Genomic DNA, 21,768 nt, shown 5'->3' on the forward strand with positions numbered 1-21,768 from the left:
TTTTAAAAGTTTTCTAATGGTTTAATTCCTGAAAATTCCTATATTTTCGTTATAGGAATTGCTAGGAATTGAAGTTACAGAAATGGTGTTTTTAAGCCCTTAAACTGCTTACATGATTAGAAACTAAGGGTGCGGGATGCAGCCAAAATATGGACCGGAAGTCCGAAAGCTTGCACAAGACTTATATGTGGTGCAGGGCTATACATTCGATGAAATTGCTGAACAACCTGATATGCCAAGCGCGCGAAGTATCCGCCGCTGGGCTGACGATGGTAAGTGGGCCGATATGTGCCCTAGCTACTCTGCCGAAATGGCATATAGCCGCAAAATAAACTTACTAGTTGAAAAGCCACATAAGACAGAATCTGATTACAAGGAACTGGACTTTTGCACTCGTCAACTCGCGGTACTCAATAAAAGCAAACTTTCTCCCGCACCAAAACAACGTGCAAACAATGAAAGCAGTGAGCGCAAAACAAAGAGTAAAAAGAAGAAAAAGAATGACTGCTCACACATAACAAAAGAGATGCTGGACGAGCTGAAAGAGAAACTTCTATATCCACATCAAAAGCACTGGTTTGAAAACCAAGAGCACCGCAAACGATTCATACTTAAGCCACGCCAGATAGGGGCAACATTCTATTTTGCATTCGAGGCGTTTTACGATGCCGTCGTCAATTGTAGAAACAAAATCTTTATATCCGCATCTAGAGATCAGGCTGAAATATTCAAATCAAACATTATTGCCTTTGCGTTTGAACACTTTGATGTCGAGTTGTCAGGTTCTCCAATGGTTCTGACTGTAGGTGGTAAAAAAGTTAAACTTATTTTCAAATCAACCAATGCTCATACTGCTCAGTCGGAATCGGGCGACTTGTATATTGATGAAGTATTTTGGATTCCAAAGTTTGCCAAGTTACGCTCGTTGGCTTCTGCAATGGCTACCCATTCACATTGGCGAATAACATACTTTAGTACACCCTCAGTCACTACACATGAAGCCTACGATTTTTGGAATGGTAAATGGTTCCGTAAAACCATGGCCTGCAACGACCCCGAGTTTGAAGTCAACGTAAAACACTGCAATTTAAAACACGGTAAAGTCTGTGCAGATGGCTTTTGGCGCCAAATGCTCACTGTGTATGACGTTGTTGAGTCAGGTTTCGATAAGATAAATATAGAAATACTCAAAGGTGAATATTCAAAGGATGAGTTTGAAAACTTGTTCATGTGCATATTTATCGACAACTCGCACAGCGCCTTTAATCTGCGAAAGCTCCTTGCTTGCTCTGTCAATTCAGACAATTGGAAAGACTTTGACCCGAATGCAGAACGGCCATATGGGTTTAAGCCAGTTGTTATGGGCTTTGATCCTGCAAGATATGGAGATAAATCCATTGTAGTCATTCTCAGTAAACCGATGAACGCAGCCGAAAAATTCAGGCTGTTAGAAGTAATAGATTTAACTGGGAACGATTTTGAGCAAATGGCAAATGAGATCCACAAACTCACAAAGATTTACCAAGTCGACCATATTGGGGTTGATAAAACAGGTATGGGAATGGGTGTTGCGGAGCTTGTGAGTAATCATAACCACAACGTTCAGCAACTTCACTTAAACCCCGACTTAAAAAACCACCTAGTTACCAAAACAATTAACGTAATTGAAAATAAGCGCTTTGAATTCGATAGCAACACAATTGGGGTAGCCCAATCATTTATTAATGTACGCAGAGAAGTTAGAGGCGACAACGTTGTATACGCAACAAACCGTAGTGCAAGTATCGGTCATGGCGATGTTGCTTGGGCCATTATGTTTGCGCTTTATGACGAGCCTTTGGATGGCAATTCAATCAATAAACAAACATCTGTAGGGATGGCAGCATAATGACAAAACAAACGATTAAAGTGGCAAATGGCAAGGCCCCTGACTATTCGGCAATTACTGGTATGAGTGACGTATACAGTTTTGGTGATCCTGAAGCCTGTTTAGATAACCACCTGACAGATTACATTGGTGTTTTTGCTGATCAGCAAGGTATTTACGAACCTCCAATTAATTTAAATGGACTGGTAAAGTTGCTAAGGGTAAACGCACAACATGGACCCATTCTGTACTTTAAACGCAACATGATTTTGAAGTGGTTTAAGCAAAACACAATATTAAGTGACCAGGCAATGAGTAAACTTGCTTTCGACTTTCTTTGGTCTGGTAACGCTTATTTACAACCAATTAGAAACCAGTTTGGCCAGATCATAAGGCTTGCCCATTTACCAGCACTTACGATGCGTTATACAAATAAACGGGGAGTCTATGCTCAGTTACGAAACAATGGTTTAGACCCGCTCTTTTTTCAGCCCAATGAAATCTGGCATATTAAAGAATACGACCCTGCACAAGGGATATATGGGATACCTGAATATTACGGGGGTGTTCAGTCTGCGTTATTGAATGAAGATGCGACACTTTTCAGACGTCGCTATTTTAAAAATGGGGCTCACATGGGATTTATATTCTCAATGTCTGACCCAAATTTAAGTGAAGATGACGAAAAGCAGTTGAAGGATGCAATTAAAAACAGCAAAGGTGTTGGTAATTTTAGAAGCTTATTCTTCAACTTTAAATCAAAAGGGGTAGATGCTGATAAGGCCATTAAGATCACGCCAGTGGGCGATTTTTCAACTAAGGATGAGTTCGAGAAAATTAAGCGTATCACATTAAATGATATGCTCAGTATGCACCGTGCACAGGAAGCGCTTAGCGGTCAAACATCTGGTGACAGTCCGGGGTTTGGTAATCTAGAGTCTATAACCCGTGCATACTATAACAATGAAGTGGTCCCACTTCAGCGAGCGATGCAGGGTTTCAATAGATATTTGCCATCACACCAGCAAATTCAATTTCACGTTCCTGAGTATTCAGACATGCTTTCACTACCAGGAGCTGCCGCATGATTGACTTAGAAAGCCTAAAGCACGCTGCGAAGTTTGGTGTTATCGCATTGGCCGCAGCAGCAATACAACTTCACTTGAGTCCGCACAAATTCACGTTTGGGCGATATCTCATAAACGTCATAATGGCATTACTTGCAGCCTACCTCGTTTCAAGTTTTTGTGAGTACTTGGGCGTTGCAGAAAGTGCGCGACCTGGCTTTATCGGTGTAGGTGCATACATGGCACCACACTTGTTTGAAGGGCTAAATAACCTGGGCAAGAAGTTTAGTAAAGACCCTCTGTCATTAATAAAAAAAATTAAGGGCCAATAAACTATACTACACCATTTATCTGAGCTTATTTACCTAACTCAACTAGCTTCTAGCTCAACTAAATTAATTGGATAACGTATCTTTTTACCTGGCATACTAAATTCATGGTCCTTTACTTTAATACGAGATTTAAGTTTTAAGCTTAAGCCACGTTGGAACAAAACTTCTTTCTCGTGCCTTTTTTCATCATCTTGGTTATTAGGATCAAAAACAAAGACATTTGTGTTTGAATCTCGTAGTGTAAGAATATATAGCTCTAGCACACCTGCCTCGCCAGCTTTATTTCTCCACTGAGCATTCCTCAAAGCTATTTGGGGACAAAATGATGTTGAGAGTGGCCTATCTAGAATTACCTCTTCTTGCCCATTTTTGAGTAAATGGCCCCCATGAAAAAGCACTTGACCATCCGACAATGAGTAACAAAGAGAGCTCATCTCTTTTATCAGTTGACTTTCATTGCAACTATTGTACCCAGTTTTGTGTAGTTTAATTTGTTCAGTCAGCTTAGGCATTTTATTGAGTAGCTTTTTAAATTTACTATCACTCTGTAAATGTCGATCAATATGACTCTCTAAGTGACTATCGCACAGTTTATCAGCAATGTGTTTAGCCGCATCAAAGTGGGTTTTAATTTCATATAGAAATTCCTTTCTTACTGTTTTAATTTCATTATGTTCCTCGAAATACCTGTCCATCTCTTCAGAGCTTAATTCTGTATATTTACAAAATTCATAGGGCTGTTCAAAAACATTTATTAAGTCTAGTTTCATGTGGTTAAGTTACTCAATACCGACAATACCTATTAGTTAGATTATCCTGATTGATTTCTATAATCTATTTCTTTTAGTCGTTCAACAACAGCGGCCTTTTCTTCTAGCTTTTTAAGTGCCGCTGAAAAGTTCGGCACGGCGATCTGGTTTGTTAGTGCCGCTGCTTTCTTATCCATACCACGCACTAAGTAGTCCCTCAACGCATCTATCATATTCTCACTATTAATTCGAGTAAGCTGTAAAAGCAGTTCAAACCGCTCGTGGCTTTGCATTCCCTTAAATAGATATTTCATAAAATAGTTATGAGTTAAGTAATAATAAATTTACTATAAATCATTTTTCTGCTTTTTTCGCTGTTTTTCTAGATCTAATGTCACTGAGTTGTCACAGCTTGTCAAAACTGTGACACGCTGATCTTTATTTCAGATCTTTTTTGATCCTCTAACTAGCTGTTATTTAATTAGAACCCTGTTGATTGGTCCGTGGCATCAGTTGTCACCATGTCACAACTTTTCGTTTCAAATCCGGCAGGCATGGCGAGGAGGAGTGAATTTTTCGCCCTTTTGGTTTCTCGGATGCGTTTTGGCAGCGAAATTTGCGCCACGGAGTTAACTGTATATAATCACAGTATCCAGGTTGAGATTTGAAGGTGTAACAATGCGAGTGACGTGCCCACACTGCGGAAGCAAAGCGATAATAACATCGAGGGAGAATGTGGCGGATAACGTATCTGAATTATATTGCTCGTGCTCAAACACTAAAGAATGCGGTGCTACTTTTGTAACGAGTCTTGCATTCAAGCACTATTTGAATCCGCCTAGGGGTGATACAGCGCAATTAGCCGCATCTTTAATAAAAAACCTTCCTAACAACATACAATTAGATTTATTGGGGCTTTAATTTATTTAAAATGCTTCGAAAAATTTGATCGTTCTTCTCTTCAATATAACATTGAACGTTATCCTGATATTGAAAATTAAAGATTGAGTTGTAGTGGTTACCCCCTTCCAACTCATTGATCATATCGAATAGCTCAGATGAATTTAACTCTGCGGAGTGTCTGTTCATCTTATACATAAAGTCTTTTTGAATATCTTCAATGTAGCAGTCTGTATCACAAGCGAGCTTGTGGTATTTTTCAAACTCTTCCGATGTAGATTTTGAAAAATATGGGCTTGTATAATTAAGTTTATTATAAAGTTTTAGAAACTTACTGTGCTTCTCTAGGAAAACATCCCTTTTAACTTTAACAGTTTCAAGCTCTTGATTTAGCACCCTTTGGTACTCATCTAAATGCTTTTTTATCCATTCATCATCATGATGATTGAATATTGAATACTCTGGAGCGTGAGTTTTTGCATAAGCTCTTAGCCCAAGAGATTTTTCTATTGAATATAAATATAACTCGACCCAAGCTCTTTGTAAGTTAGGTATAGCATCCAAAGTTAGCTGCTCACGCTCATCAAGCCCTTCAGATAAAAGTTTTCTCGAGTATTCAAATGCAGCAAAACAAAACGCAAAGACAGCGCTGACTCCCCCAATGTAGCCACCCCATGCACTCAATTTATCAATAATTGGAGCTGTTTGAACCGATATTGAGTATGAACCAAGGGTAAGAAAAGCCAAATAGACTGTTATAAATATTGAAATCTTTAGATTTAGTCTTTTAAGAATCACGATTTATGCAACCAAAACTTCATTTTAAACTTATGCCATCAACCCCATATCCCACCAGTCGTCTTGACCTATTGCTGAGGCTCTACCTTTTAGCACCAACTCAGCCAGTTCAAGATCACCAATGTGAAGTAGGTTTTTATTAAATTCACTGTTACTTGGTAATTCCCTTTGTTCTTGTTCTGCAAAGGAAAATGCTAACTCTACCACTTCCCTTGCATGTAACCAATGCTCATTATTCGGTTTGGCAGAAATAAATTGCTCCAAATCATTGAACTCTACTTTCTTAAACGAGTTAAGTTTGCCACTATGCATATGGTATACACGGCGTCCAACCAAGACATGACCTTTTGCGTGCATTTCCTCTAGTTGCTCGGTGTTAAGCACATCCCAATCTGCAATTGCCGACTCTTGGGCTTCATATCGCTGCTGCTCCGCCTCTTTTTGGGCGATTGAATGCGCTACATGCTTGATGTAGTCTTGTTTAAGTGAGTTAATCTGGGCTTTTTTATCCGATATGAGCAATTGCCCTCCCCTTATTAGGTAAATAAAGCCGTTTCTCATGATCCTTTTTCCTGCTACGAGATCTTTTTTAATGTCTCTGATCTCATTTTCGCTGCAACCTTGCATATCTAGCACTAACTCGTCGCTATGCCCTGTCGTGCAAGGCGTACAGTTATTCCCACTAGTCCAAGAATAGTCGGCTACGCCGACGGGGGTGCTTTCTGCACATGCGTTTTTCTCTGCCGTACCTTTGAGCTGTCTGGTCCATTCAACCAGCCTAGTGACGATAGAGCTGTCACTAGCGGCATGCAAAACACCCTTTATACGCTGGACAACTTCACCATAGTCATTGCCAAATTCAGTGTACTCGTACAACGGTTTGAAATTGGCATCTTTACCCACAGACATACCGCCTTGCAGTTTCACGTACTCCTTCCAATGCCCCTCGTTTGCAGCATGTCGTATTGGTTCAATATTCTGGTCATCACATTCATTGCGAAGCCGGCGCAATTCACGATATACAGTGACGCTTGGTGAACCTAAAAATTGGAATTGTCGAATACCCCAAACACTCGCCCATGCTCTGACTGGATTAATATTGTTCTTTTTAACTTTGCCCTTTTCGTCAAATTCAGCAAAACCTTCCTCTGTTTCAGCATCTTGATGATCGAGTAACATATATCCATCAATGTTTTTTGAGATGTACTTTGCTATATAACTGGCAGCACTACCTTTGCTTTTATCAATCAAGACAGCTTCAAATCGTGGATTAAACGTCTTGTAGAATTTGCTTGGTTCCTTCGCCTTTTTACCTAGCTTCTTCTTTAGCCCCCACTCTTTGCGCTTTTGTTTGTATAGCTTGAATTGACGGGTCCGGTCTGCACGTCTTTCATATAATTCGTATTTGTTTTCTTGGATAAAGTACCAACGCAAAATAGCGATGATTTCTTGTTTCTTCTTTTTGGGCATAAATAGCATCATATGCCAGTGCGGAGTGCCATCTGCGTGAGGTTCCGCTACTCGTACACCAAAATAATCAAGCCCTCGCCTATTTAGCTTTGAACGTGCTCGTGACCAAGTTCTGTTTAAATAAGCTTGTGTATCTTTAGGTGTGGTTCCTGCCCACTTTTGGCTATTTGCGTGATATCGTGAAGGGGCAGTCAATGTTAAGAAAACGCCAACATAACCCATTTCGTCGGCCAGCTCCTCCGTTTCACGAATCCTAAGCATCAATTCATTGCGGCGATTTTTAGGGTTTGCCATACCCGACTTAACAGCTTCAACTAAATCAATTACAGTGCCATCGGAGCCCTCTAATTCCATCAGTTTCAAAAACTCTAAACCAGACTTTTCTGATTGAATGTACTCTTGTTGCGCTAATTTGCTCGAGTAAGGAGAGATACCTTTGCGGGAGTCCTTTTTGGTTCTCGGATTATAGAATAGGTCCTTTCCGACCTGACCCGTTGAGATTTCCAAAAGCTCTAAGTACTGCCGGCGCACTAGCTTTAGCTTCCTAGCCCACCACTTGTCACACTTTAACTTAAGCAAAGTCGACTGTAGTAATACATCTGGCAACTTAGAATACTTGGTGTTTGAAAATGGCACTCTAACGCCGAGTGGCTTAGTGAAGGACTTTAAAGCAATATGAGTCTCTATTAGCAACTGTCTATATGAGTGTTCTGAATTGCTGTCAGCAAAATCAATCATCAGTTGCATAGCTTCAGTTGCAACAAGCCTTGCGTGGTCCTTGGTCTTTTCAACACTGCTCAAAATATGCCAAGGAAGCGGCATACTTTGAGCAACCCTGAACAACACACCAAATCGAGGTTTTAAACGAGCAATAGTGCGGCGCATCCATTCATTAGCTTTATATTTGCTGTTTGCTTTTTTACCGTTGTATCGGTCAATGTATTTGCGGGCCATACGGCCCTGCAATGGGATAGGTAATGTGGAGAGTCCGCGAGCTAAGTAGTTGTAATCATCTATATCGGTAATTGACGCTAATACACCTTTTGCTAGCCCGCTTAAGTTAAGTGTATCAACGTCAATGGGCCGAACAGTCATAACTAAACTTCTAGTTTATGAAGTAGCTCGGCGCCTAAATGCAACTCGTCTAATACCTTTTTGATTTGCGCGTAAATGTCAAAGTCTGCATGTTCACAAATAAGCTTTGCCATTGGCTGCAAATCAGTCAGTACATCTTCGCATGCAATTCGAGTACTAGATGTATCTCTTTTCCAAACCAGGTTAATCGCCTCGTTTGCCTGCTCTACGATTAAATTAACCATTGATTGAGTGATACTCTGATTTTCAGACGCAATTTGGTCTTTGATAGTGTTCATATTGGATTTCCTATTGTGTTATTTGGTGGGTTTTTCTAGAGGGAGGATTTGGCTCCCAATGCATATTCAGTACTTCACATATTTCGCCAAATGCTCTGTCTTGAGCTATGGCTCCGTGCTCTCGGCGGTCTAATGCGAAATGATATTTTGTGATTGCTTCACGTATTAAATTTAATTGCGTGCTTATTTCACTAGAATTCTCTACTACACACTCCCAGAATTCGGACCTATCAATGGCATCGCATCCACATGTCGGGCACTTTTCGATAATGGTTGTCACTTCAGCTCCTCCTCAGACGCAACTTGGTCTTTGATATGTTCCATTTCTTTGGTCCTTTGGATTAAATGATGAAAAGGTTGGGGACTAGCGTTTCGGTCTTGCTTTTACAAAACACAAAATGAGCGTATTCGATTGAGTCTTTGCGGCTTGGCTTTTCGGGATTAAAGCCGGGGCGCTTGTGGTGAACAAAAACAGAATGTAGAGGTAACTCTTTCCAATGCTCAAATCGCTTTTTAGAACCAAGCCAATTTAGGCGCTGTAGCATTATCACTAAACCAAAGTCACTCACGTGCTCTAAGCCTTTTTGTACAAACTCCATTGAAAGGCTAAATGGAGGGTTTGTAACCACTGTGTCGTATTCACCCCTTCCTTCTGTTTGCAAAAAGTCGACGCATGTTTTAGCTGCTCGGCTGTCTTCGCGTATATCCCATGTTTCAACATTGTGGTGGCCCATTGAGTTGAGCACTAGCGGATAGCTCATTTCATAGTTAGCACAACCACCTGCACTTGGGTCAAGAATGCGATTACCTAAGCACAAAATCGTTTTACGGTCTGGATTTTTATAATCAACCGCCTCCAAAAACTCCTTAATTACCCAATGCGGTGTTACGTAGTAATCGTCGTCATTACGCACGGTTAGTCTATTCGTAGAACTCATAATGCACTCCTTACTTTGTATTCGTTTACGTCGTCGCATTCAGGCAACTTGGCGTAGTCGTCGGACGAAAGCTTGGTTAGCTTTTGCAACACCCACTTGTCCATGTAACTGTCAAAGACTTCGCGGTAACCGCTGTTAAGGCGGCGCTTTGTGTATTGGGGTTTACTGAACAGCTTTGTAAAAAAGTTAAGCATGGTAGCTCCTTTGCTTAGTTAACTTTGGCGAAACTGCTGCCTTGGATGAACTTTTGTTTGTCGATTGCCCTAGCATCAAAAAACTGCTGAGAAAGGCCTCTAAATTCAATTATCGCGTCTCGGATAGAAAGTCTCTGGTCATTACTCATTTCATGCCAAAGCATGCCGACTTGTGTTCTGCTAAAGCCGGCTGCAAAACAAAGCAGGTGTTTTTGCCTTTCTGGGAGCTGCGCGTAAATACGGCTTGGGCTGTTAAAATCGCCTTTTAGCTGCTTGCGTGCGTTTAAAAAGCAATCAGGTAGCTCACGCTTAGATCCATTGATAACTGCCAACTCTGGCATTGTTTGAACTTGGTTTGGCTGTCCCATCACTTAGCCTCCCCGTTTATGCCTTTAATGTGCTTGTCACGAAATGCTTTCACATCACCAAGTCGGTAGTAGTTTCTGCCGAACTTAATAACTTTGGGAAAGTCGTCGTAATTAGCCGCCATATCCCAAAACTTTTTATTTTTGCAGAGCAAAATTTCTTTGGCTTCGCCAGTGGTAATAAGGCGGTCGTCCCCCTCTTTGAGCTGTTCTTTTAGCTCTATGTTTTCTTTAACTACTAAAGAGATAATGCCTTTTACGTCATCAGGTACATTAAGTTGATCGACTACGTTTAATGAAATCATGAGTTACCTCCTGCTCTTGCTTCATCAACCAGCTTTTTACGAAAGGCTTTAACATCACCAAACCGATAGTAATGGGTATACCCATACATAACCGCTTTCGGAAAATCATCATGCTCTTTTGATAAGTCACAAAACTTGTTGCGGGCAACGCGTAGGTAGCTCATTGCCTCAGCAGTTGAAACCAAGTGCTCGTCACCTTCGTCTAACTTTTCGTTAAGGGCTTCAATCTCATGATGCATCGTCATAAAAATACTTTCAGCTTCAGGAGACAGGCCAAGTGATTTGATTGATTGTTCAGTGATCATGCTGCTTGCTCCTTAAACGCTTTCAATTGTTCACCATAAACCTCGTGAAACTGCTCAACTCCAAGCCGTAAATATTCCTCAACATCAGACTCCAACCACCCGACCCTGCCAGACGATAACTGTACTCTTGCAGGAAACTTGAATTTAGCTTCAAGTTTGTAAAGAGTGGAACGTCCCAAGCAGCAAACTTCAGCGGCTTCGCTAGGCTTTAAGAATCTATCTTTTACCGTAATTTCATCGCCTCTCAAACTTTTCCTGTAAGGCACTGATTGGCATGTAAAACTCATATTAAACTCCATCTTTCAATATTCCCGATCAGGACATAGATGTGCTAGTCTCTGATAAGTATTTATACATATACACTTATGAATTGTTCAAAATGGATTAGCTTTGTGACTAATTGAGCCATATGGAACAATTTGAGATAATTATTTGATCAGGATTGAGCATATGTCAAATAACTTTTCGTCGCGCCTTAAAACTCTGCGCCAACATTTCGGGTTTTCTCAAGCAAACTTTGCTCAATTGATTGAAGTTCCAATGGGTACGTATCGCCGATATGAAGACGACAGAGACACACCCTTTTCTGTCGTCGAAAAAGTAATAAATCGTCCAGAGTTCAAACCTTATGGTTACTGGTTAACTACAGGCGAAACACAACCTAGTGTTGGAAACATCGCTCCTGGCGATGAAATTGATACTCACTCTGAGTTATCTGAGGAAGAGTTTGAAAAAGAGTTTATCGACAAATCTGTTGGTATGATTCTAATGTTCTGCCACATGGGCTGGTTCCATGTGAACAAAGAGAAAAACATTGATATCGATGACTGCGGTAAGTTGTTGCTGAAAGAAGTAAAACCGCTGATTGATTCCAAGGTAACAAGTGCAAAGGCAACCATCGCTGTATCATCTGTAAAATAAAAGGGTATTAACATGGAGTTATGCTTTATTTGGGTTGATGGCTATAGAGGTTTTTCAAATAAGTCACTAAACCTCAGCAATAAATTGCACTTCGAATTTAACAAGGACGATAACATACTTACAATTAGTAAAAAGCGACCTATACCCCAAGAAATTTGTGAAAACATCAATAGCATAACAGCATTATTGGGAGTTAATGGCTCAGGGAAAACAAGGGCTTTACAATTGATTTGTGAAATATTAGAAGGGGAAATACACAACTACTATCAGTTTCTACTCATATATGAAAATGAAGGAAAAGTATTTGCGTTCTCTAACATAGAGATTTCGATATTAAACAAATCAAATATTACAAAGTTCAATCAAATAGAAAGATCTAATTCGATTTATAATAGAGAATCTTTAGGCGTTATATTTTTTTCAAATGTATTAGATGGTGGCGATAGGCCTGTAAATGGCAATATTATAAATACTTCATTGGCGCATCAAGTTTGGGGCGGCTATACTGACAATCATTCATTACAGGAGAGCTCTAACCAGTCACAGCTTCAAAGGCATTCTCGATTTCTAACCGAGTTTCACTCTAAATTAAATACCCCCCTTCCCAGTAAAGCTATATTCATACTAGACTCTCCTGCAATACTAAAAAAAAATTCGACAAATGAAAGTATAGAAAAAATGTTTTCAATTTGTGGAGACATTTTTAAAGGCATACCTTTTCTAAATATTTTTAAAAAAGCCAGTGCGCATGACAAAGGAAAAGATGAGGTTTTAGAGTTATTTAATGAAATAGCAATAAGCTTTATTTTAAAAAACATGCCGGAGCTAATAGCTGTAAACTGTCCCTATTACAACAAGCACGTTATTGAAGATAGTGGCTACAAAGCAAGAACCAACATCAACACATTAGAAAAGCTAATAATTTATTTAATTTACATAATAAAAGAATATTGTTCTAAACTGCGTCCAGACAAGAGAATTATAATACTAAACGACCTTGAATTCTTAAAAGATGATTTACTAAATACTCTAATTGACGGAGATCTTAAAGTTGTGTCGAAGAGTTTTTTGCAAACATCATTTACTATCAAAGTAAAAAATGAAAATCTTCTTAGTAGAATATACAAACTATCACATATTATTGATTCCTCTTTTGGAGCAAGTAAAAGTAACTGGTTAGGAATAAGCTCTGGAGAACGTGCTTACTTGAATTTGCTGTCTTCAATCTGGTATGGAATTAAGAATACAAAGTCTCGCGATAAAAGCACGCTACTCATATGTATTGATGAAGGAGATCTGTATTTACATCCTCAATGGCAGATTGAATTTGTAGATAAAGTAATATCTTTTCTTCGCACCACAACACAACAGCCAGTTCAATTGATATTCACGACACACTCACCATTACTCGTAACAGATTTACCAAAACAGTGTATTACGCTGCTTGATGATAATAGGAAAGTATCCAGCTTTGGTGCAAATATTTATGATATATATGAAACCACGTTTGGACTCGAAGAAAAAAGGACTGGCACTATTTCCCAAAGGTACATTGAGCGGATTTTGAACCTTTCCAAACAAACAGAAATTACAGAGTCGGAACGTGATGAGATTGAATGTGCCATAGACATAATTGATGATGAATTAATTACGTTTCACCTTGAGAAAAGGTTAAAAATCCTATGATCAATATAATGCGCCACCTAAATAATAAAGTAAAAAGTCCAAGTGGGGTTATAGATGAGTGCGTTGATATGCTATGGAAATATGTCAACAAAACAAAAAAAGATGGTAGTCCGTGTAAAAATTCCATCACTAGCAAGCTTTCTGAATTTAAACTAAAAAGACTCAGGAATGGGAGCACTTCCACGGATAAGGACAGAAAAAAGAGACAAGAGAGTTACTTACGATGGCTAAAAAAGTCAGGGCAAGTTGAGAGGTTAATAAGGGCAAAACCTGCTGATTTCGAAAAAATTAATAATGAAGTCGAAGCGATAATTAAACTTTCAGATATCACTGATAAAGATAGTAGTGGAAAATCGCTCAGTGATTTACTGTTGGCTTCTGTTTTCAGATATGATCTATATAGATCTCATCAAACTTTTATTGATATTTATAAAGAGTTACACTTCCATAAAGCAAGCTGTGTATACTGTAATATTCACTCCATTGGTATAGTTAAAACAACTGACAAGAAAGAAAAGAGTAATTTTGATATTGACCATTTTTACTGTAAAAGTCAGTATCCCCACTTTGCTTTATCTTTCTTTAATCACATACCTTCTTGTAAAGAATGTAACCAGACATATAAAGGAAAAAACAATTTCACTACAAATACCCATATTCATCCTTTTTTAGATTGTTTTGATAGTCATTATAGGTTCACTACCCTCCCTGGCTCTTTGCAAAATGGAAGAGTAAGTTCAATTTCTTTAGATATAGAAACAAATAAATATGATGAAATTAAAGATGACTTGAATCTTGAGTTCAGGTATAAAAATGAAATCAAGGGTGACTTAATCAGTGAATTCTCAGAATACCTGTGGAAAAGAAGGAAATTATTTACGAAAGGTAAACCAGAAGAAATACAAGAACTAAAAGAGTATATTGAATCTCAAACATGCCTTAATAAGGAGGATATATTACGTACAAGAATGTCTAAGTTAAAGCGAGATATAGTTAAGGAGTATAACATCAGAGATTTAGCCATTTTTGACTAGTTTACAACTCTTAAGGAAGGCTTTTCTATTTCTTTTTTATATAGTTCTATTGGCGCTTGAAGAGCTGATTCCCTATATTCAATTGCGTTTTTATGAATGTATTTAACATTCTCTATTTGTTTAATATGGTCTTCCTCACCTAATGCTTCACCTAGACTCATTACAATGACATGAGCTTTACCAAGTTGATATTCTCTATCATCGTATCGTGCTTTTTTAGAGTATTCATAAAGTTCTGACTTTCTTATAGAGTTTACAAAAATTGATTCTAGCTTAGTGTTCGAGTGACTATGCATCAATCCATGCAAGACAATACCTATCATGATTAAAAACATACAAAGTGTGATAACTAAAATACTCATTACGCTTCCTTAGCATTAGTTTTGAGTCTTTTGATTAATTTTATTGGGTAAGCTGCTACAACTAATAAAGTAGTCACATTCACTACCATTAAAGATACTTTATAGAATGGAGACAAACCGTTGTAGTCAAAGATCCCTCTGGAGATTAACTGCATGATACACAGTAAGACAGTTACAACCGCAAGGTACAAACACCTCTTTGCCGCGTTGGAATACGAACAACCCCGCAAGCGGTGTAAAGAAAAAATCGCTACAGAATAGGCACAACTGTTTAAAGACATTATGAAGTAATACACTTTTCTAAGCTCAAGCTTATCTAGCTCAAGTGCGAGAACATGTGAACTCAAAACCGTACCAACATGAAAAAACACAACTGTACAAAGGGCAGCTATAAAGCATGAGTGTAATTCGTGATCTTCAATCGACTTCAAATGACTTCCACTGCCAAAAAACAAACTCCACTTTCTCTGTTTGAATTTGACTAGCAGAAAGACAACAACAAGCGCCTGTAACACTTTTGTCGTCCAATCAACAATTAATACCATCTCACTCATGCTTTTCCTTAGATCAAGTTAATTGTGTATTAACCACTTACCTTTTCTTTTGGTAGATTAACTACCTCATTTGCAGCTTTTTGTGGCGGTTCGGCTGTTGTGCCTGCGCCACCACCTCCGCCTTTCACATCATTTAGTGCTTTCTCTGACAAATGTTTTAAACTTCGTTTCTTTAGTTTCATATCTATCTTTCCATGTTAATCTGGATAAACCCAGAACGGACCATTCTCACTACCCTGTGCCTGTTGTGTTGGAATTAAACCTCCTCCCCCACCACCGGTACCGCCTTTAACTTTGATTAGCTGGTTAGGTGAAAGCGCTTTTATATCTTTCTTTTTGAGCTTCATTGGTATTTCCTATTTGTAGTTATGATTACGTCCCTATTTACATTACCAAGATGTTAACTTAATTGCTCAAATGTAACAACCATTGCAATAGTTTAGCTCAAACGCTGTGCAACGGGCAAGAAGGTACTGGATAAAAACACAGCACAAATTGAGGCTAGACTTAAATTATGAAATGGTATTTAAGAGAGAAAATTCTAAGAGTAGAAATACTTCAGTATTCTGCCTGCACCCAGAAATAACTCATTAGCTGCGAAGCCGCAAAGTATTTCTAAGCTCCACTTAAACTACGAATGTACGTTTAGGTAATAAGCAGTTACTTAGTATTTGCGTTTGACTATATCGGCATGTAAACCAAAAAAATATTTATTGACATAACAATACTTGCAATACATTATTTAAATGCGTAAGTGATACACTTACTCACTGCACTCAGGATGAAAAAGACAACAGGTTTGCTAGCAATATGATTGCTAGCGGTGACGAAGTCACCTACGCTCGGGGCCCACCGCCGCCTTCGCTACGCAAATGCAATTGCGACGAGCGCAATGGATCAGCCGCATCGAAATTTAACTAGTTGTTACTGTTGTTATACTGGGGAATGTGATGGTTAAATTTCAGCCTTGAGTATCGGCAGAAAGCAATAGCTTGATGCGGCATCCAACCATGAGATAGCAAATGGACTCGAATCTATATCGTGATAACCCTATCAATAGCATAAGGAATCTACTCGCCGCTCTCGATATTTCCGAAAGTGAGTATGAAAAATTTTTAATTACTAAGGAAGAAGATAGATACCATCGTCCACATGCCGAAGCTTTTAAAAAAGACGGCTCAGTCCGGAAAGTTTACTGCCCTTGCAAGTTAACAAGAAAATTTCAAAGAAGGCTTAACAATAGAATATTCAAAAAGTCTATTGTATGGCCGCCTTATGTGTTTGGCTCTATTCCAATCGATGTTAAAACTCATGAGAGCAAAGATTATATCAAATGCGCAGCCATGCACTGTAAATCAAAAAGTCTGTTGAAACTGGATATTTCTGACTTTTTTGACAATATTGACCAATACCATGTAGTCAAAATTTTTACAGAAGCGTTTTCTTACCATCAAGAGGTCGCTGATTTTATTAGCAAAATCTGTTGTTTTAAAGGGCATCTAGTGCAAGGGGCTTTAACGTCAAGTTACGTTGCTAACTTGATTTTTTATGATTTAGAGCCTGAACTAGTTAAATCCTTATCAAGGAAAAACCTTACATATACGAGGTTTATAGATGACATAACTGTTTCAAGTAAAGTATCGCATTATAACTTCAGTTCAACAAAAAGACTGATAGAAGATATGTTGCTGAAAAAAAACCTCCCTCTCAATGAACAAAAAGTGGAAGTATTGTACAGCTCTACAAAGCCACTTATGGTTCATGGTCTTCGAGTAGATTTTAGTGAACCTAGACTTCCATCAAAAGAAGTCGCAAATATTCGCGCGGAATTGAATAATCTTAAAAGGAAAGCCAAGGAAAAGAAGTATAGAAAAAGTAGGAGCTACAGAAAGTCATATGACAAATGTCTTGGGCGTGTAAATAAGCTAGCTAGAGTTAAGCATAGCGCACATGCGAAATTCAAGCCTCAATTGAAGGAGATACAACCTTTGCCTTCAGCTGTTGATATTAAGCTTTGCCATGTTATTCTAAAAAAACTAGCATCTTTCCCTGATGATAAAAGAGAAAGCTATTGGTATAAAAAAAGATTTAACCAATTAGTTTACCTTAACGGAATCATCAAAAGGCTATATCCAAAGAGCTACTCTATCATTAAAGAAAAATCAAAAGAGCTCGAACCAAAAAGCAGAGTGTATTAGTGTTTTGCATGATTAAATCATCAATTAAGAAGATTGAACCATTTTTTAAAAAGCTTAATCCGTTGATTAAAAAGTTTGAACCGTTGATTAAAAAGACCAGTGCATTGATTAATAAAATTAAAAAACCATTCATTATCATAACATCAATATATATAACCTTAGTTCTAACAATCAGCATAGGTATCATATATGAGTTAATAGAGAGGCCAAATTTAAGTTTCGGGCTTTGCTTCACTAACTCATGCTTTGAGGTCGTTCGGAAAAATTTTTCAAGTTCTCTTTTACTTATTAAAGAATTAACTGTATTACTCGGTGTGATTTTTGCTTCCATTGGTGTAATAAATAGCTGGAAAGCATACAACCTCTCCTTAAAAAACAGCCACTTAACCAACCACTTCAACAACTTGAACAACTTTATAGAGATGGGGAATATATATTTGGAAAAGGAGAAACTAATAAATAATGAGAGAGTTGACCTATACAAATTATACTATATTATTTTTCCCAACTCTAGGAGTGGACGTTTTGACGAGCATGAAAATTACTCATTAATTTTGCAAAGCCTAAGTAATTTAATAGAACAATCTAACAAACTCTACAATGATGCAGGAAAAGATGCTAAAAGGTATAAGCACAAACCCCATCAAGCAAGAATAATTAAAGAGCTCGATAAGTTAGGCATTACTGTCGAGCTCAGAAACAGGTCTGATTTTGATGATCAAGAAAAAGCTATTTATCAATTTTTGGACTGTATTACTAAACAATATCAATGTACAAGAATAATGCTTGGTCCAATTAATAAAGACTATATGTAGCAATCTTTTTATGTCATAGACCTACAGCAGTAGGTCAGGAAACATTAAGGCCCAAATATTTGTTTATTTTTAGGGTGATTATTGTTTTTCAGCTCAGATTTCATGAAACCACTAAGTTTAAACAAATACCCCTTTACTAGTCCAAACATCCCTGTATACATTAACGTTATTCCTAATATTTAAATTACCTACTCACACACCACACCATCTCCGTCGGCATCTCTCATATACTGATAGGCAGCATGAGTACGGGTCACTGGAGCAATGTTGTGATTTCGGGCCTCCGTACAGCTTATGTGCCCGTTTTCGTTATCATCATATAGTGCCAAGGCGTCTTGTCTTGGTAAATCATTATTTTCATGATAGAAAATCATCGCAACGCTTTGGCAATTGCTCAAAACAGCTTCTAGTGCATTTGCTTCCGCTTGGTCAACGCTTAGAGAGTATTTGGTTTTTATCTCTACAATACGGTTTGCAAACCAACATTTGTTTTTGTTGGGTAACCACTCTGCTGCGTCATAACCACATTTACCACCAGGGCCACACCGATTGATCTCGGGTGCAGCAAGCGTAAGGTTGAGTAAGTCACTCGCGAACTCTTTTCTGGTTTCTGCTGATGCATCGCACAAACCACTGTCGTGCCCTTCTGATGCAGCGACTATGTGTTCTATGTCTGTTGAAGTATCAGCCTCAAAATAACGACCTGTATATGGCCCATAAACCAACCCGTCCATATCTTCCACAATGTCATCTTCAACACTTTGGGAATATGGATATTGTTTTTTCTTATCGTATGGTGAACAGCGGTTTTCTTCTGTTACCACCAAGCCCCGCCAAGTATCTTGAGCCATGGCGATAAATGGTAGTTGAGTACTAATGAGACAAACAATTGATAGACGTTTAAACATAGATTTCTCCTTGTTATTTGCAGCTCAAAAAATTTTACTGCTCGTTTGTTTCAGCACTGTTTACCCTTGTCACCGCTATAGAGTTAATAACAGGCTTTTCACTTTTTCTGTGGATAGGTCAATTTTGACCTTCCAGTTGATCTAACTATAACAATTGCACAAAATACAATAACTGTATATTTAACCAGTATTCGATATGCCCGTTATAAAGTTCAAATACAATTATGGACACACTTACCTTACTAGCGGTGGCTTAGCCGCCAAGACCAATTGTATAACTGCCGATAGCGTGGCGTGCACTATGGCAGATGGCACAAATCAGTCGCTAAAGTTTCGCGGATTTACTTCAATTTTTAGAACACGTCAGTTTGAGTGTGTAACCGTACATAATATTGTAGGTATCAAGAATGGTAATGCGCTGTTTGGCGGTGGCAACTGGGTTGATGTCAAAGGCGACTTTATGGGGGTTTATATCGATGGATATGTTTATTTGGTACTAGGTGATAGAGGTTTGCCAGTTGTGGATGAGAAGTATGAAAAGCCCAAAGAGAAGCCCCTTGGGCAGGTTGTGAGTTTGGAGGAGTTTAGAAAACTCTCATATTAAACAGAGGTTTTGTAGCTTAGTTAATATATCTTTTTCCACGTGCTCTTTTGGAGTGTCATTCAATAGCGTTTCAGTTTTGTGGCGTCTACGGTAGAGTAGTTCTTTCAGTTGCACATGAAAAAATGATGATGTAAGGCCCATCATTTCAATAAGTGCAGTTGCCGATTTTGCCTTTAAAAATAGAGATTTTTGCAATTTAACCTTATCATGAAAATGCCCGCTATTTAGTTGCTGAATTAATTTATCAGCACATCGTTTACTGATACGATTCCCAATAATTTGAAGTTGAAACAGCCTGATTATTGAGAGGTCTGTGTAGTGATAAGAAACTTCTATATCGCCAAGCAACATTTTAACTTCCTGAAGGATTACACCTCCCGAAACACCAACTTCCATATTAGCGGACATTCCGAATCTTAAAGATTCACTTAGCTCGGGCCTTAACAAGCCCCTCTTAATGTCCCAGCTAGTTGTAGTTGCATCAAGCATTCTAGATTTGACTTGGATTTTTCTGCTGACCATTTCTGTATCAAAAATAAGATCATAACCGTTATCGTCAACATCTGTTCGATATGCTTTTATGTATTGACCAGCTAGCGCACTCGACAATTGAACATCGTAAAGTAGCTTATTTAACAGCAACGCTTCTCTTTTGGTCGAGTTTTCAGGTTTGTAAAAAAAATCCCTAAATCTATGATCAGTTTGTTCCATATTCTTAGTCTAACTCCTTTAAAGCCAACTCAATTTTATCCCAATACAGCTCATATGCCCCAGCCTGATCTTTTAAGTAATCATGTTTATTGTATACAGCCATGACTCCACGCATAGCATGGCCTAACATTTTTTCTGTTACATGGGGCAATACCTCTTGTTCACTTAGCAATGTACTTAAAGATCGGCGAGCATCGTGCGGAACGAATTTAGCAACTTTGTGATTTTCGTTTAAGTGTTGCCACATGCGCCCACAAAATCGGTTTACTGAGTGGGTTGTGATTGGAGTGTTCGGCTTGCTGCCTGGTAACACGATTCCTTGGTTGCCATATACAAGCGCGAGATTGTCTAGTATTTGATGCATCTTTTTGCTAATTGGGCGGCGTATTGCTTGATTGGTTTTTGAGTTTTCTGGCGGTACTGTCCAAATGTTATTCTGTAGGTCTAGGTCGTCCCACTTCATGAGCCTGACTTCTGATTGGCGCGCACCGGTTAAAAAGATTAGTTGCAAGCAAGCTTTGTTAGCTGGTGTTGCTTTGGCCTGCTCTATCTGACGCCATAACAATGCGATTTCATTAAACTGCAAAAAGCGTTGGCCTTGTGATGCAGGCTCACCAACATGCTTAGTTTTAATATTAAATAAGGAATTATCGTTGGTGACCTCTCCTCTTGCGGCAGCCCACCTAAAAGCAGTCTTTAACCTAACCAGCATAATGGGAGCAAGTTTCGGTGAACCAGATTCAAAAACAAAATCAAAATAATTGTTCCAATCTAGTGGCTTCATTTGGCTCGCTGGTTTTTCGGTGAGGTATTTACTTGGTGCAATCCACTTACCGATATTGTTTTCATAGAGTGTTTGCGTTTTGGGCTTGAATAAACGTTTATTTTTGTTGTACCACCTATCTACAATTTGAGCCGGCGTTAATTGCTCTTCTTCACTTGCTTTGTGCAATTTAAGCTTAAGCCTCGGGTCTTCACCATCGGCTATCCAGCCTTTGAGTTTATATGCCAAATCTTGCGCATCTCGAATAGAGAGCTGTGGATAATAGCCTAATGTAATTACTTGCTGCTTACCCGCATATCGACAGCGATACTGCCAAGATATTGTTCCGTTGTTATTACGTCTTACTCTTAGCCCGTCTCTATGAGATAATGTGACGGGGTCGTTCTTCTTATTTACTAGGTTTCTTAATTTAGCATCAGATAGCATTTTACGACCATACACACACTTGCATGTTTTGATACACACACCTATACACACACTTGGGCGATATTGCAAGAGACACGAACAAACAAAGTAAAGCATGATTAT

At 38.6% G+C, this 21,768-nt stretch carries 29 protein-coding genes; 10 read left to right on the plus strand and 19 right to left on the minus strand.

Features of this window, described 5'->3' with window-relative positions:
* Nucleotides 1-136: 136 nt before the first annotated feature.
* The 3 genes from J8M00_RS10615 to J8M00_RS10625 are packed head-to-tail and all read left to right on the plus strand — an operon-like array spanning nt 137 to nt 3,266.
* Nucleotides 137-1,888: a terminase large subunit domain-containing protein gene (locus J8M00_RS10615; RefSeq protein ID WP_211010216.1), complete on the plus strand. Its 1,752-nt coding sequence runs from the start codon at nt 137-139 to the stop codon at nt 1,886-1,888.
* Nucleotides 1,888-2,955: a phage portal protein gene (locus J8M00_RS10620; RefSeq protein WP_211010217.1), complete on the plus strand. Its 1,068-nt coding sequence runs from the start codon at nt 1,888-1,890 to the stop codon at nt 2,953-2,955. The genes J8M00_RS10615 and J8M00_RS10620 overlap by 1 nt, the downstream gene beginning before the upstream one ends.
* Entirely contained in the window at nt 2,952-3,266 is a 315-nt protein-coding gene (locus tag J8M00_RS10625; RefSeq protein ID WP_211010218.1) for a phage holin family protein, read from the plus strand. Before J8M00_RS10620 ends, J8M00_RS10625 begins: the two co-directional genes overlap by 4 nt.
* Before the next feature lie 38 nt (nt 3,267-3,304).
* Here the strand turns inward: J8M00_RS10625 and J8M00_RS10630 are convergent, their stop codons facing one another.
* Both J8M00_RS10630 and J8M00_RS10635 read right to left on the minus strand, forming a co-directional pair.
* Nucleotides 3,305-4,036, minus strand: coding sequence for a hypothetical protein (locus tag J8M00_RS10630; RefSeq protein WP_211010219.1), 732 nt, complete (start codon nt 4,034-4,036; stop codon nt 3,305-3,307).
* Between the two features lie 41 nt (nt 4,037-4,077).
* The gene (locus J8M00_RS10635; RefSeq protein WP_211010220.1) at nt 4,078-4,329 is read right to left on the minus strand and encodes a PapB/FocB family fimbrial expression transcriptional regulator; all 252 of its coding nucleotides are present in this window, start codon (nt 4,327-4,329) and stop codon (nt 4,078-4,080) included.
* A 364-nt stretch (nt 4,330-4,693) separates the two neighbouring features.
* On the opposite strand from J8M00_RS10635, the gene J8M00_RS10640 reads away from it, so the two are divergent.
* Complete coding sequence (locus J8M00_RS10640; RefSeq protein ID WP_211010221.1) at nt 4,694-4,936, plus strand: ogr/Delta-like zinc finger family protein; 243 nt, start codon at nt 4,694-4,696, stop codon at nt 4,934-4,936.
* Here J8M00_RS10640 and J8M00_RS10645 read toward each other — a convergent pair.
* The 10 genes from J8M00_RS10645 to J8M00_RS10690 all read right to left on the minus strand — a co-directional run bounded on the left by J8M00_RS10645 (nt 4,922) and on the right by J8M00_RS10690 (nt 10,950).
* Nucleotides 4,922-5,713 (minus strand): hypothetical protein, encoded by a 792-nt coding sequence (locus tag J8M00_RS10645; protein ID WP_211010222.1) that lies wholly within the window; start codon nt 5,711-5,713, stop codon nt 4,922-4,924. The two genes, J8M00_RS10640 and J8M00_RS10645, sit on opposite strands and share 15 nt — an antisense overlap.
* 30 nt (nt 5,714-5,743) lie before the next feature.
* Nucleotides 5,744-8,278: a replication endonuclease gene (locus J8M00_RS10650; RefSeq protein ID WP_211010223.1), complete on the minus strand. Its 2,535-nt coding sequence runs from the start codon at nt 8,276-8,278 to the stop codon at nt 5,744-5,746.
* A gap of 2 nt (nt 8,279-8,280) precedes the next feature.
* Nucleotides 8,281-8,556 carry a hypothetical protein gene (locus tag J8M00_RS10655; protein WP_211010224.1) on the minus strand — a complete coding sequence of 92 codons (276 nt, stop codon included), beginning with the start codon at nt 8,554-8,556 and terminating at the stop codon, nt 8,281-8,283.
* 10 nt (nt 8,557-8,566) lie between these two features.
* Nucleotides 8,567-8,836, minus strand: a complete 270-nt coding sequence (locus J8M00_RS10660) for a hypothetical protein (protein WP_211010225.1) — start codon at nt 8,834-8,836, stop codon at nt 8,567-8,569.
* A gap of 61 nt (nt 8,837-8,897) precedes the next feature.
* Nucleotides 8,898-9,494, minus strand: a complete 597-nt coding sequence (locus J8M00_RS10665; RefSeq protein ID WP_211010226.1) for an SAM-dependent methyltransferase — start codon at nt 9,492-9,494, stop codon at nt 8,898-8,900.
* Nucleotides 9,491-9,688 (minus strand): hypothetical protein, encoded by a 198-nt coding sequence (locus tag J8M00_RS10670; RefSeq protein ID WP_211010227.1) that lies wholly within the window; start codon nt 9,686-9,688, stop codon nt 9,491-9,493. The genes J8M00_RS10665 and J8M00_RS10670 overlap by 4 nt, the downstream gene beginning before the upstream one ends.
* 14 nt (nt 9,689-9,702) lie before the next feature.
* Nucleotides 9,703-10,056 (minus strand): hypothetical protein, encoded by a 354-nt coding sequence (locus J8M00_RS10675; protein ID WP_211010228.1) that lies wholly within the window; start codon nt 10,054-10,056, stop codon nt 9,703-9,705.
* The gene (locus J8M00_RS10680; protein ID WP_211010229.1) at nt 10,056-10,358 is read right to left on the minus strand and encodes a hypothetical protein; all 303 of its coding nucleotides are present in this window, start codon (nt 10,356-10,358) and stop codon (nt 10,056-10,058) included. The genes J8M00_RS10675 and J8M00_RS10680 overlap by 1 nt, the downstream gene beginning before the upstream one ends.
* Entirely contained in the window at nt 10,355-10,663 is a 309-nt protein-coding gene (locus J8M00_RS10685; protein ID WP_211010230.1) for a hypothetical protein, read from the minus strand. Before J8M00_RS10685 ends, J8M00_RS10680 begins: the two co-directional genes overlap by 4 nt.
* The gene (locus tag J8M00_RS10690; protein ID WP_211010231.1) at nt 10,660-10,950 is read right to left on the minus strand and encodes a helix-turn-helix transcriptional regulator; all 291 of its coding nucleotides are present in this window, start codon (nt 10,948-10,950) and stop codon (nt 10,660-10,662) included. Before J8M00_RS10690 ends, J8M00_RS10685 begins: the two co-directional genes overlap by 4 nt.
* 163 nt (nt 10,951-11,113) lie before the next feature.
* Here J8M00_RS10690 and J8M00_RS10695 point away from each other — a divergent pair, with 163 nt between their 5' ends.
* The 3 genes from J8M00_RS10695 to J8M00_RS10705 are packed head-to-tail and all read left to right on the plus strand — an operon-like array spanning nt 11,114 to nt 14,304.
* On the plus strand, nt 11,114-11,584 hold the full coding sequence (locus J8M00_RS10695) for a helix-turn-helix transcriptional regulator (protein ID WP_211010232.1): 471 nt from the start codon (nt 11,114-11,116) through the stop codon (nt 11,582-11,584).
* Nucleotides 11,585-11,596: 12 nt separating this feature from the next.
* A complete protein-coding gene (locus J8M00_RS10700; protein WP_211010233.1) occupies nt 11,597-13,270 on the plus strand; it encodes an AAA family ATPase in 1,674 nt (557 codons plus the stop codon).
* Complete coding sequence (locus J8M00_RS10705) at nt 13,267-14,304, plus strand: hypothetical protein (protein ID WP_211010234.1); 1,038 nt, start codon at nt 13,267-13,269, stop codon at nt 14,302-14,304. Before J8M00_RS10700 ends, J8M00_RS10705 begins: the two co-directional genes overlap by 4 nt.
* Here the strand turns inward: J8M00_RS10705 and J8M00_RS10710 are convergent.
* The 4 genes from J8M00_RS10710 to J8M00_RS10725 are packed head-to-tail and all read right to left on the minus strand — an operon-like array spanning nt 14,301 to nt 15,567.
* Nucleotides 14,301-14,666 carry a hypothetical protein gene (locus tag J8M00_RS10710; protein WP_211010235.1) on the minus strand — a complete coding sequence of 122 codons (366 nt, stop codon included), beginning with the start codon at nt 14,664-14,666 and terminating at the stop codon, nt 14,301-14,303. The two genes, J8M00_RS10705 and J8M00_RS10710, sit on opposite strands and share 4 nt — an antisense overlap.
* Complete coding sequence (locus J8M00_RS10715) at nt 14,666-15,220, minus strand: hypothetical protein (protein ID WP_211010236.1); 555 nt, start codon at nt 15,218-15,220, stop codon at nt 14,666-14,668. The genes J8M00_RS10710 and J8M00_RS10715 overlap by 1 nt, the downstream gene beginning before the upstream one ends.
* 29 nt (nt 15,221-15,249) lie before the next feature.
* Nucleotides 15,250-15,402: a hypothetical protein gene (locus J8M00_RS10720; RefSeq protein WP_211010237.1), complete on the minus strand. Its 153-nt coding sequence runs from the start codon at nt 15,400-15,402 to the stop codon at nt 15,250-15,252.
* Nucleotides 15,403-15,417: 15 nt separating this feature from the next.
* On the minus strand, nt 15,418-15,567 hold the full coding sequence (locus J8M00_RS10725) for a hypothetical protein (protein ID WP_211010238.1): 150 nt from the start codon (nt 15,565-15,567) through the stop codon (nt 15,418-15,420).
* A 675-nt stretch (nt 15,568-16,242) separates the two neighbouring features.
* Here J8M00_RS10725 and J8M00_RS10730 point away from each other — a divergent pair.
* Nucleotides 16,243-17,418 carry a reverse transcriptase family protein gene (locus J8M00_RS10730; RefSeq protein ID WP_211010239.1) on the plus strand — a complete coding sequence of 392 codons (1,176 nt, stop codon included), beginning with the start codon at nt 16,243-16,245 and terminating at the stop codon, nt 17,416-17,418.
* 8 nt (nt 17,419-17,426) lie between these two features.
* Nucleotides 17,427-18,233, plus strand: coding sequence for a retron Ec48 family effector membrane protein (locus J8M00_RS10735; RefSeq protein WP_211010240.1), 807 nt, complete (start codon nt 17,427-17,429; stop codon nt 18,231-18,233).
* Nucleotides 18,234-18,421: 188 nt separating this feature from the next.
* Here the strand turns inward: J8M00_RS10735 and J8M00_RS10740 are convergent, their stop codons facing one another.
* Nucleotides 18,422-19,141: a GmrSD restriction endonuclease domain-containing protein gene (locus tag J8M00_RS10740; RefSeq protein ID WP_211010241.1), complete on the minus strand. Its 720-nt coding sequence runs from the start codon at nt 19,139-19,141 to the stop codon at nt 18,422-18,424.
* Between the two features lie 301 nt (nt 19,142-19,442).
* Here J8M00_RS10740 and J8M00_RS10745 point away from each other — a divergent pair, with 301 nt between their 5' ends.
* On the plus strand, nt 19,443-19,745 hold the full coding sequence (locus tag J8M00_RS10745; RefSeq protein WP_211010242.1) for a hypothetical protein: 303 nt from the start codon (nt 19,443-19,445) through the stop codon (nt 19,743-19,745).
* Here J8M00_RS10745 and J8M00_RS10750 read toward each other — a convergent pair.
* A complete protein-coding gene (locus tag J8M00_RS10750) occupies nt 19,737-20,456 on the minus strand; it encodes a hypothetical protein (protein WP_211010243.1) in 720 nt (239 codons plus the stop codon). The two genes, J8M00_RS10745 and J8M00_RS10750, sit on opposite strands and share 9 nt — an antisense overlap.
* 4 nt (nt 20,457-20,460) lie before the next feature.
* Nucleotides 20,461-21,666 carry a tyrosine-type recombinase/integrase gene (locus J8M00_RS10755; RefSeq protein WP_211010244.1) on the minus strand — a complete coding sequence of 402 codons (1,206 nt, stop codon included), beginning with the start codon at nt 21,664-21,666 and terminating at the stop codon, nt 20,461-20,463.
* Nucleotides 21,667-21,768: the final 102 nt, after the last annotated feature.

It is taken from the genome of Pseudoalteromonas luteoviolacea (assembly GCF_018100925.1).
Taxonomy (GTDB): domain Bacteria; phylum Pseudomonadota; class Gammaproteobacteria; order Enterobacterales; family Alteromonadaceae; genus Pseudoalteromonas; species Pseudoalteromonas obscura.

Bases quoted from the DNA above. Each gene is read 5' to 3' on its own strand.
- J8M00_RS10615 (WP_211010216.1), top strand. From the start codon at position 137: ATGCAGCCAAAATATGGACCGGAAGTCCGAAAGCTTGCACAAGACTTA.
- J8M00_RS10620 (WP_211010217.1), top strand. From the start codon at position 1,888: ATGACAAAACAAACGATTAAAGTGGCAAATGGCAAGGCCCCTGACTAT.
- J8M00_RS10625 (WP_211010218.1), top strand. From the start codon at position 2,952: ATGATTGACTTAGAAAGCCTAAAGCACGCTGCGAAGTTTGGTGTTATC.
- J8M00_RS10630 (WP_211010219.1), bottom strand. From the start codon at position 4,036: ATGAAACTAGACTTAATAAATGTTTTTGAACAGCCCTATGAATTTTGT.
- J8M00_RS10635 (WP_211010220.1), bottom strand. From the start codon at position 4,329: ATGAAATATCTATTTAAGGGAATGCAAAGCCACGAGCGGTTTGAACTG.
- J8M00_RS10640 (WP_211010221.1), top strand. From the start codon at position 4,694: ATGCGAGTGACGTGCCCACACTGCGGAAGCAAAGCGATAATAACATCG.
- J8M00_RS10650 (WP_211010223.1), bottom strand. From the start codon at position 8,278: ATGACTGTTCGGCCCATTGACGTTGATACACTTAACTTAAGCGGGCTA.
- J8M00_RS10655 (WP_211010224.1), bottom strand. From the start codon at position 8,556: ATGAACACTATCAAAGACCAAATTGCGTCTGAAAATCAGAGTATCACT.
- J8M00_RS10665 (WP_211010226.1), bottom strand. From the start codon at position 9,494: ATGAGTTCTACGAATAGACTAACCGTGCGTAATGACGACGATTACTAC.
- J8M00_RS10670 (WP_211010227.1), bottom strand. From the start codon at position 9,688: ATGCTTAACTTTTTTACAAAGCTGTTCAGTAAACCCCAATACACAAAG.
- J8M00_RS10675 (WP_211010228.1), bottom strand. From the start codon at position 10,056: ATGGGACAGCCAAACCAAGTTCAAACAATGCCAGAGTTGGCAGTTATC.
- J8M00_RS10680 (WP_211010229.1), bottom strand. From the start codon at position 10,358: ATGATTTCATTAAACGTAGTCGATCAACTTAATGTACCTGATGACGTA.
- J8M00_RS10685 (WP_211010230.1), bottom strand. From the start codon at position 10,663: ATGATCACTGAACAATCAATCAAATCACTTGGCCTGTCTCCTGAAGCT.
- J8M00_RS10690 (WP_211010231.1), bottom strand. From the start codon at position 10,950: ATGAGTTTTACATGCCAATCAGTGCCTTACAGGAAAAGTTTGAGAGGC.
- J8M00_RS10695 (WP_211010232.1), top strand. From the start codon at position 11,114: ATGTCAAATAACTTTTCGTCGCGCCTTAAAACTCTGCGCCAACATTTC.
- J8M00_RS10700 (WP_211010233.1), top strand. From the start codon at position 11,597: ATGGAGTTATGCTTTATTTGGGTTGATGGCTATAGAGGTTTTTCAAAT.
- J8M00_RS10705 (WP_211010234.1), top strand. From the start codon at position 13,267: ATGATCAATATAATGCGCCACCTAAATAATAAAGTAAAAAGTCCAAGT.
- J8M00_RS10710 (WP_211010235.1), bottom strand. From the start codon at position 14,666: ATGAGTATTTTAGTTATCACACTTTGTATGTTTTTAATCATGATAGGT.
- J8M00_RS10715 (WP_211010236.1), bottom strand. From the start codon at position 15,220: ATGAGTGAGATGGTATTAATTGTTGATTGGACGACAAAAGTGTTACAG.
- J8M00_RS10720 (WP_211010237.1), bottom strand. From the start codon at position 15,402: ATGAAACTAAAGAAACGAAGTTTAAAACATTTGTCAGAGAAAGCACTA.
- J8M00_RS10725 (WP_211010238.1), bottom strand. From the start codon at position 15,567: ATGAAGCTCAAAAAGAAAGATATAAAAGCGCTTTCACCTAACCAGCTA.
- J8M00_RS10730 (WP_211010239.1), top strand. From the start codon at position 16,243: ATGGACTCGAATCTATATCGTGATAACCCTATCAATAGCATAAGGAAT.
- J8M00_RS10735 (WP_211010240.1), top strand. From the start codon at position 17,427: ATGATTAAATCATCAATTAAGAAGATTGAACCATTTTTTAAAAAGCTT.
- J8M00_RS10740 (WP_211010241.1), bottom strand. From the start codon at position 19,141: ATGTTTAAACGTCTATCAATTGTTTGTCTCATTAGTACTCAACTACCA.
- J8M00_RS10745 (WP_211010242.1), top strand. From the start codon at position 19,443: ATGGCAGATGGCACAAATCAGTCGCTAAAGTTTCGCGGATTTACTTCA.
- J8M00_RS10750 (WP_211010243.1), bottom strand. From the start codon at position 20,456: ATGGAACAAACTGATCATAGATTTAGGGATTTTTTTTACAAACCTGAA.
- J8M00_RS10755 (WP_211010244.1), bottom strand. From the start codon at position 21,666: ATGCTATCTGATGCTAAATTAAGAAACCTAGTAAATAAGAAGAACGAC.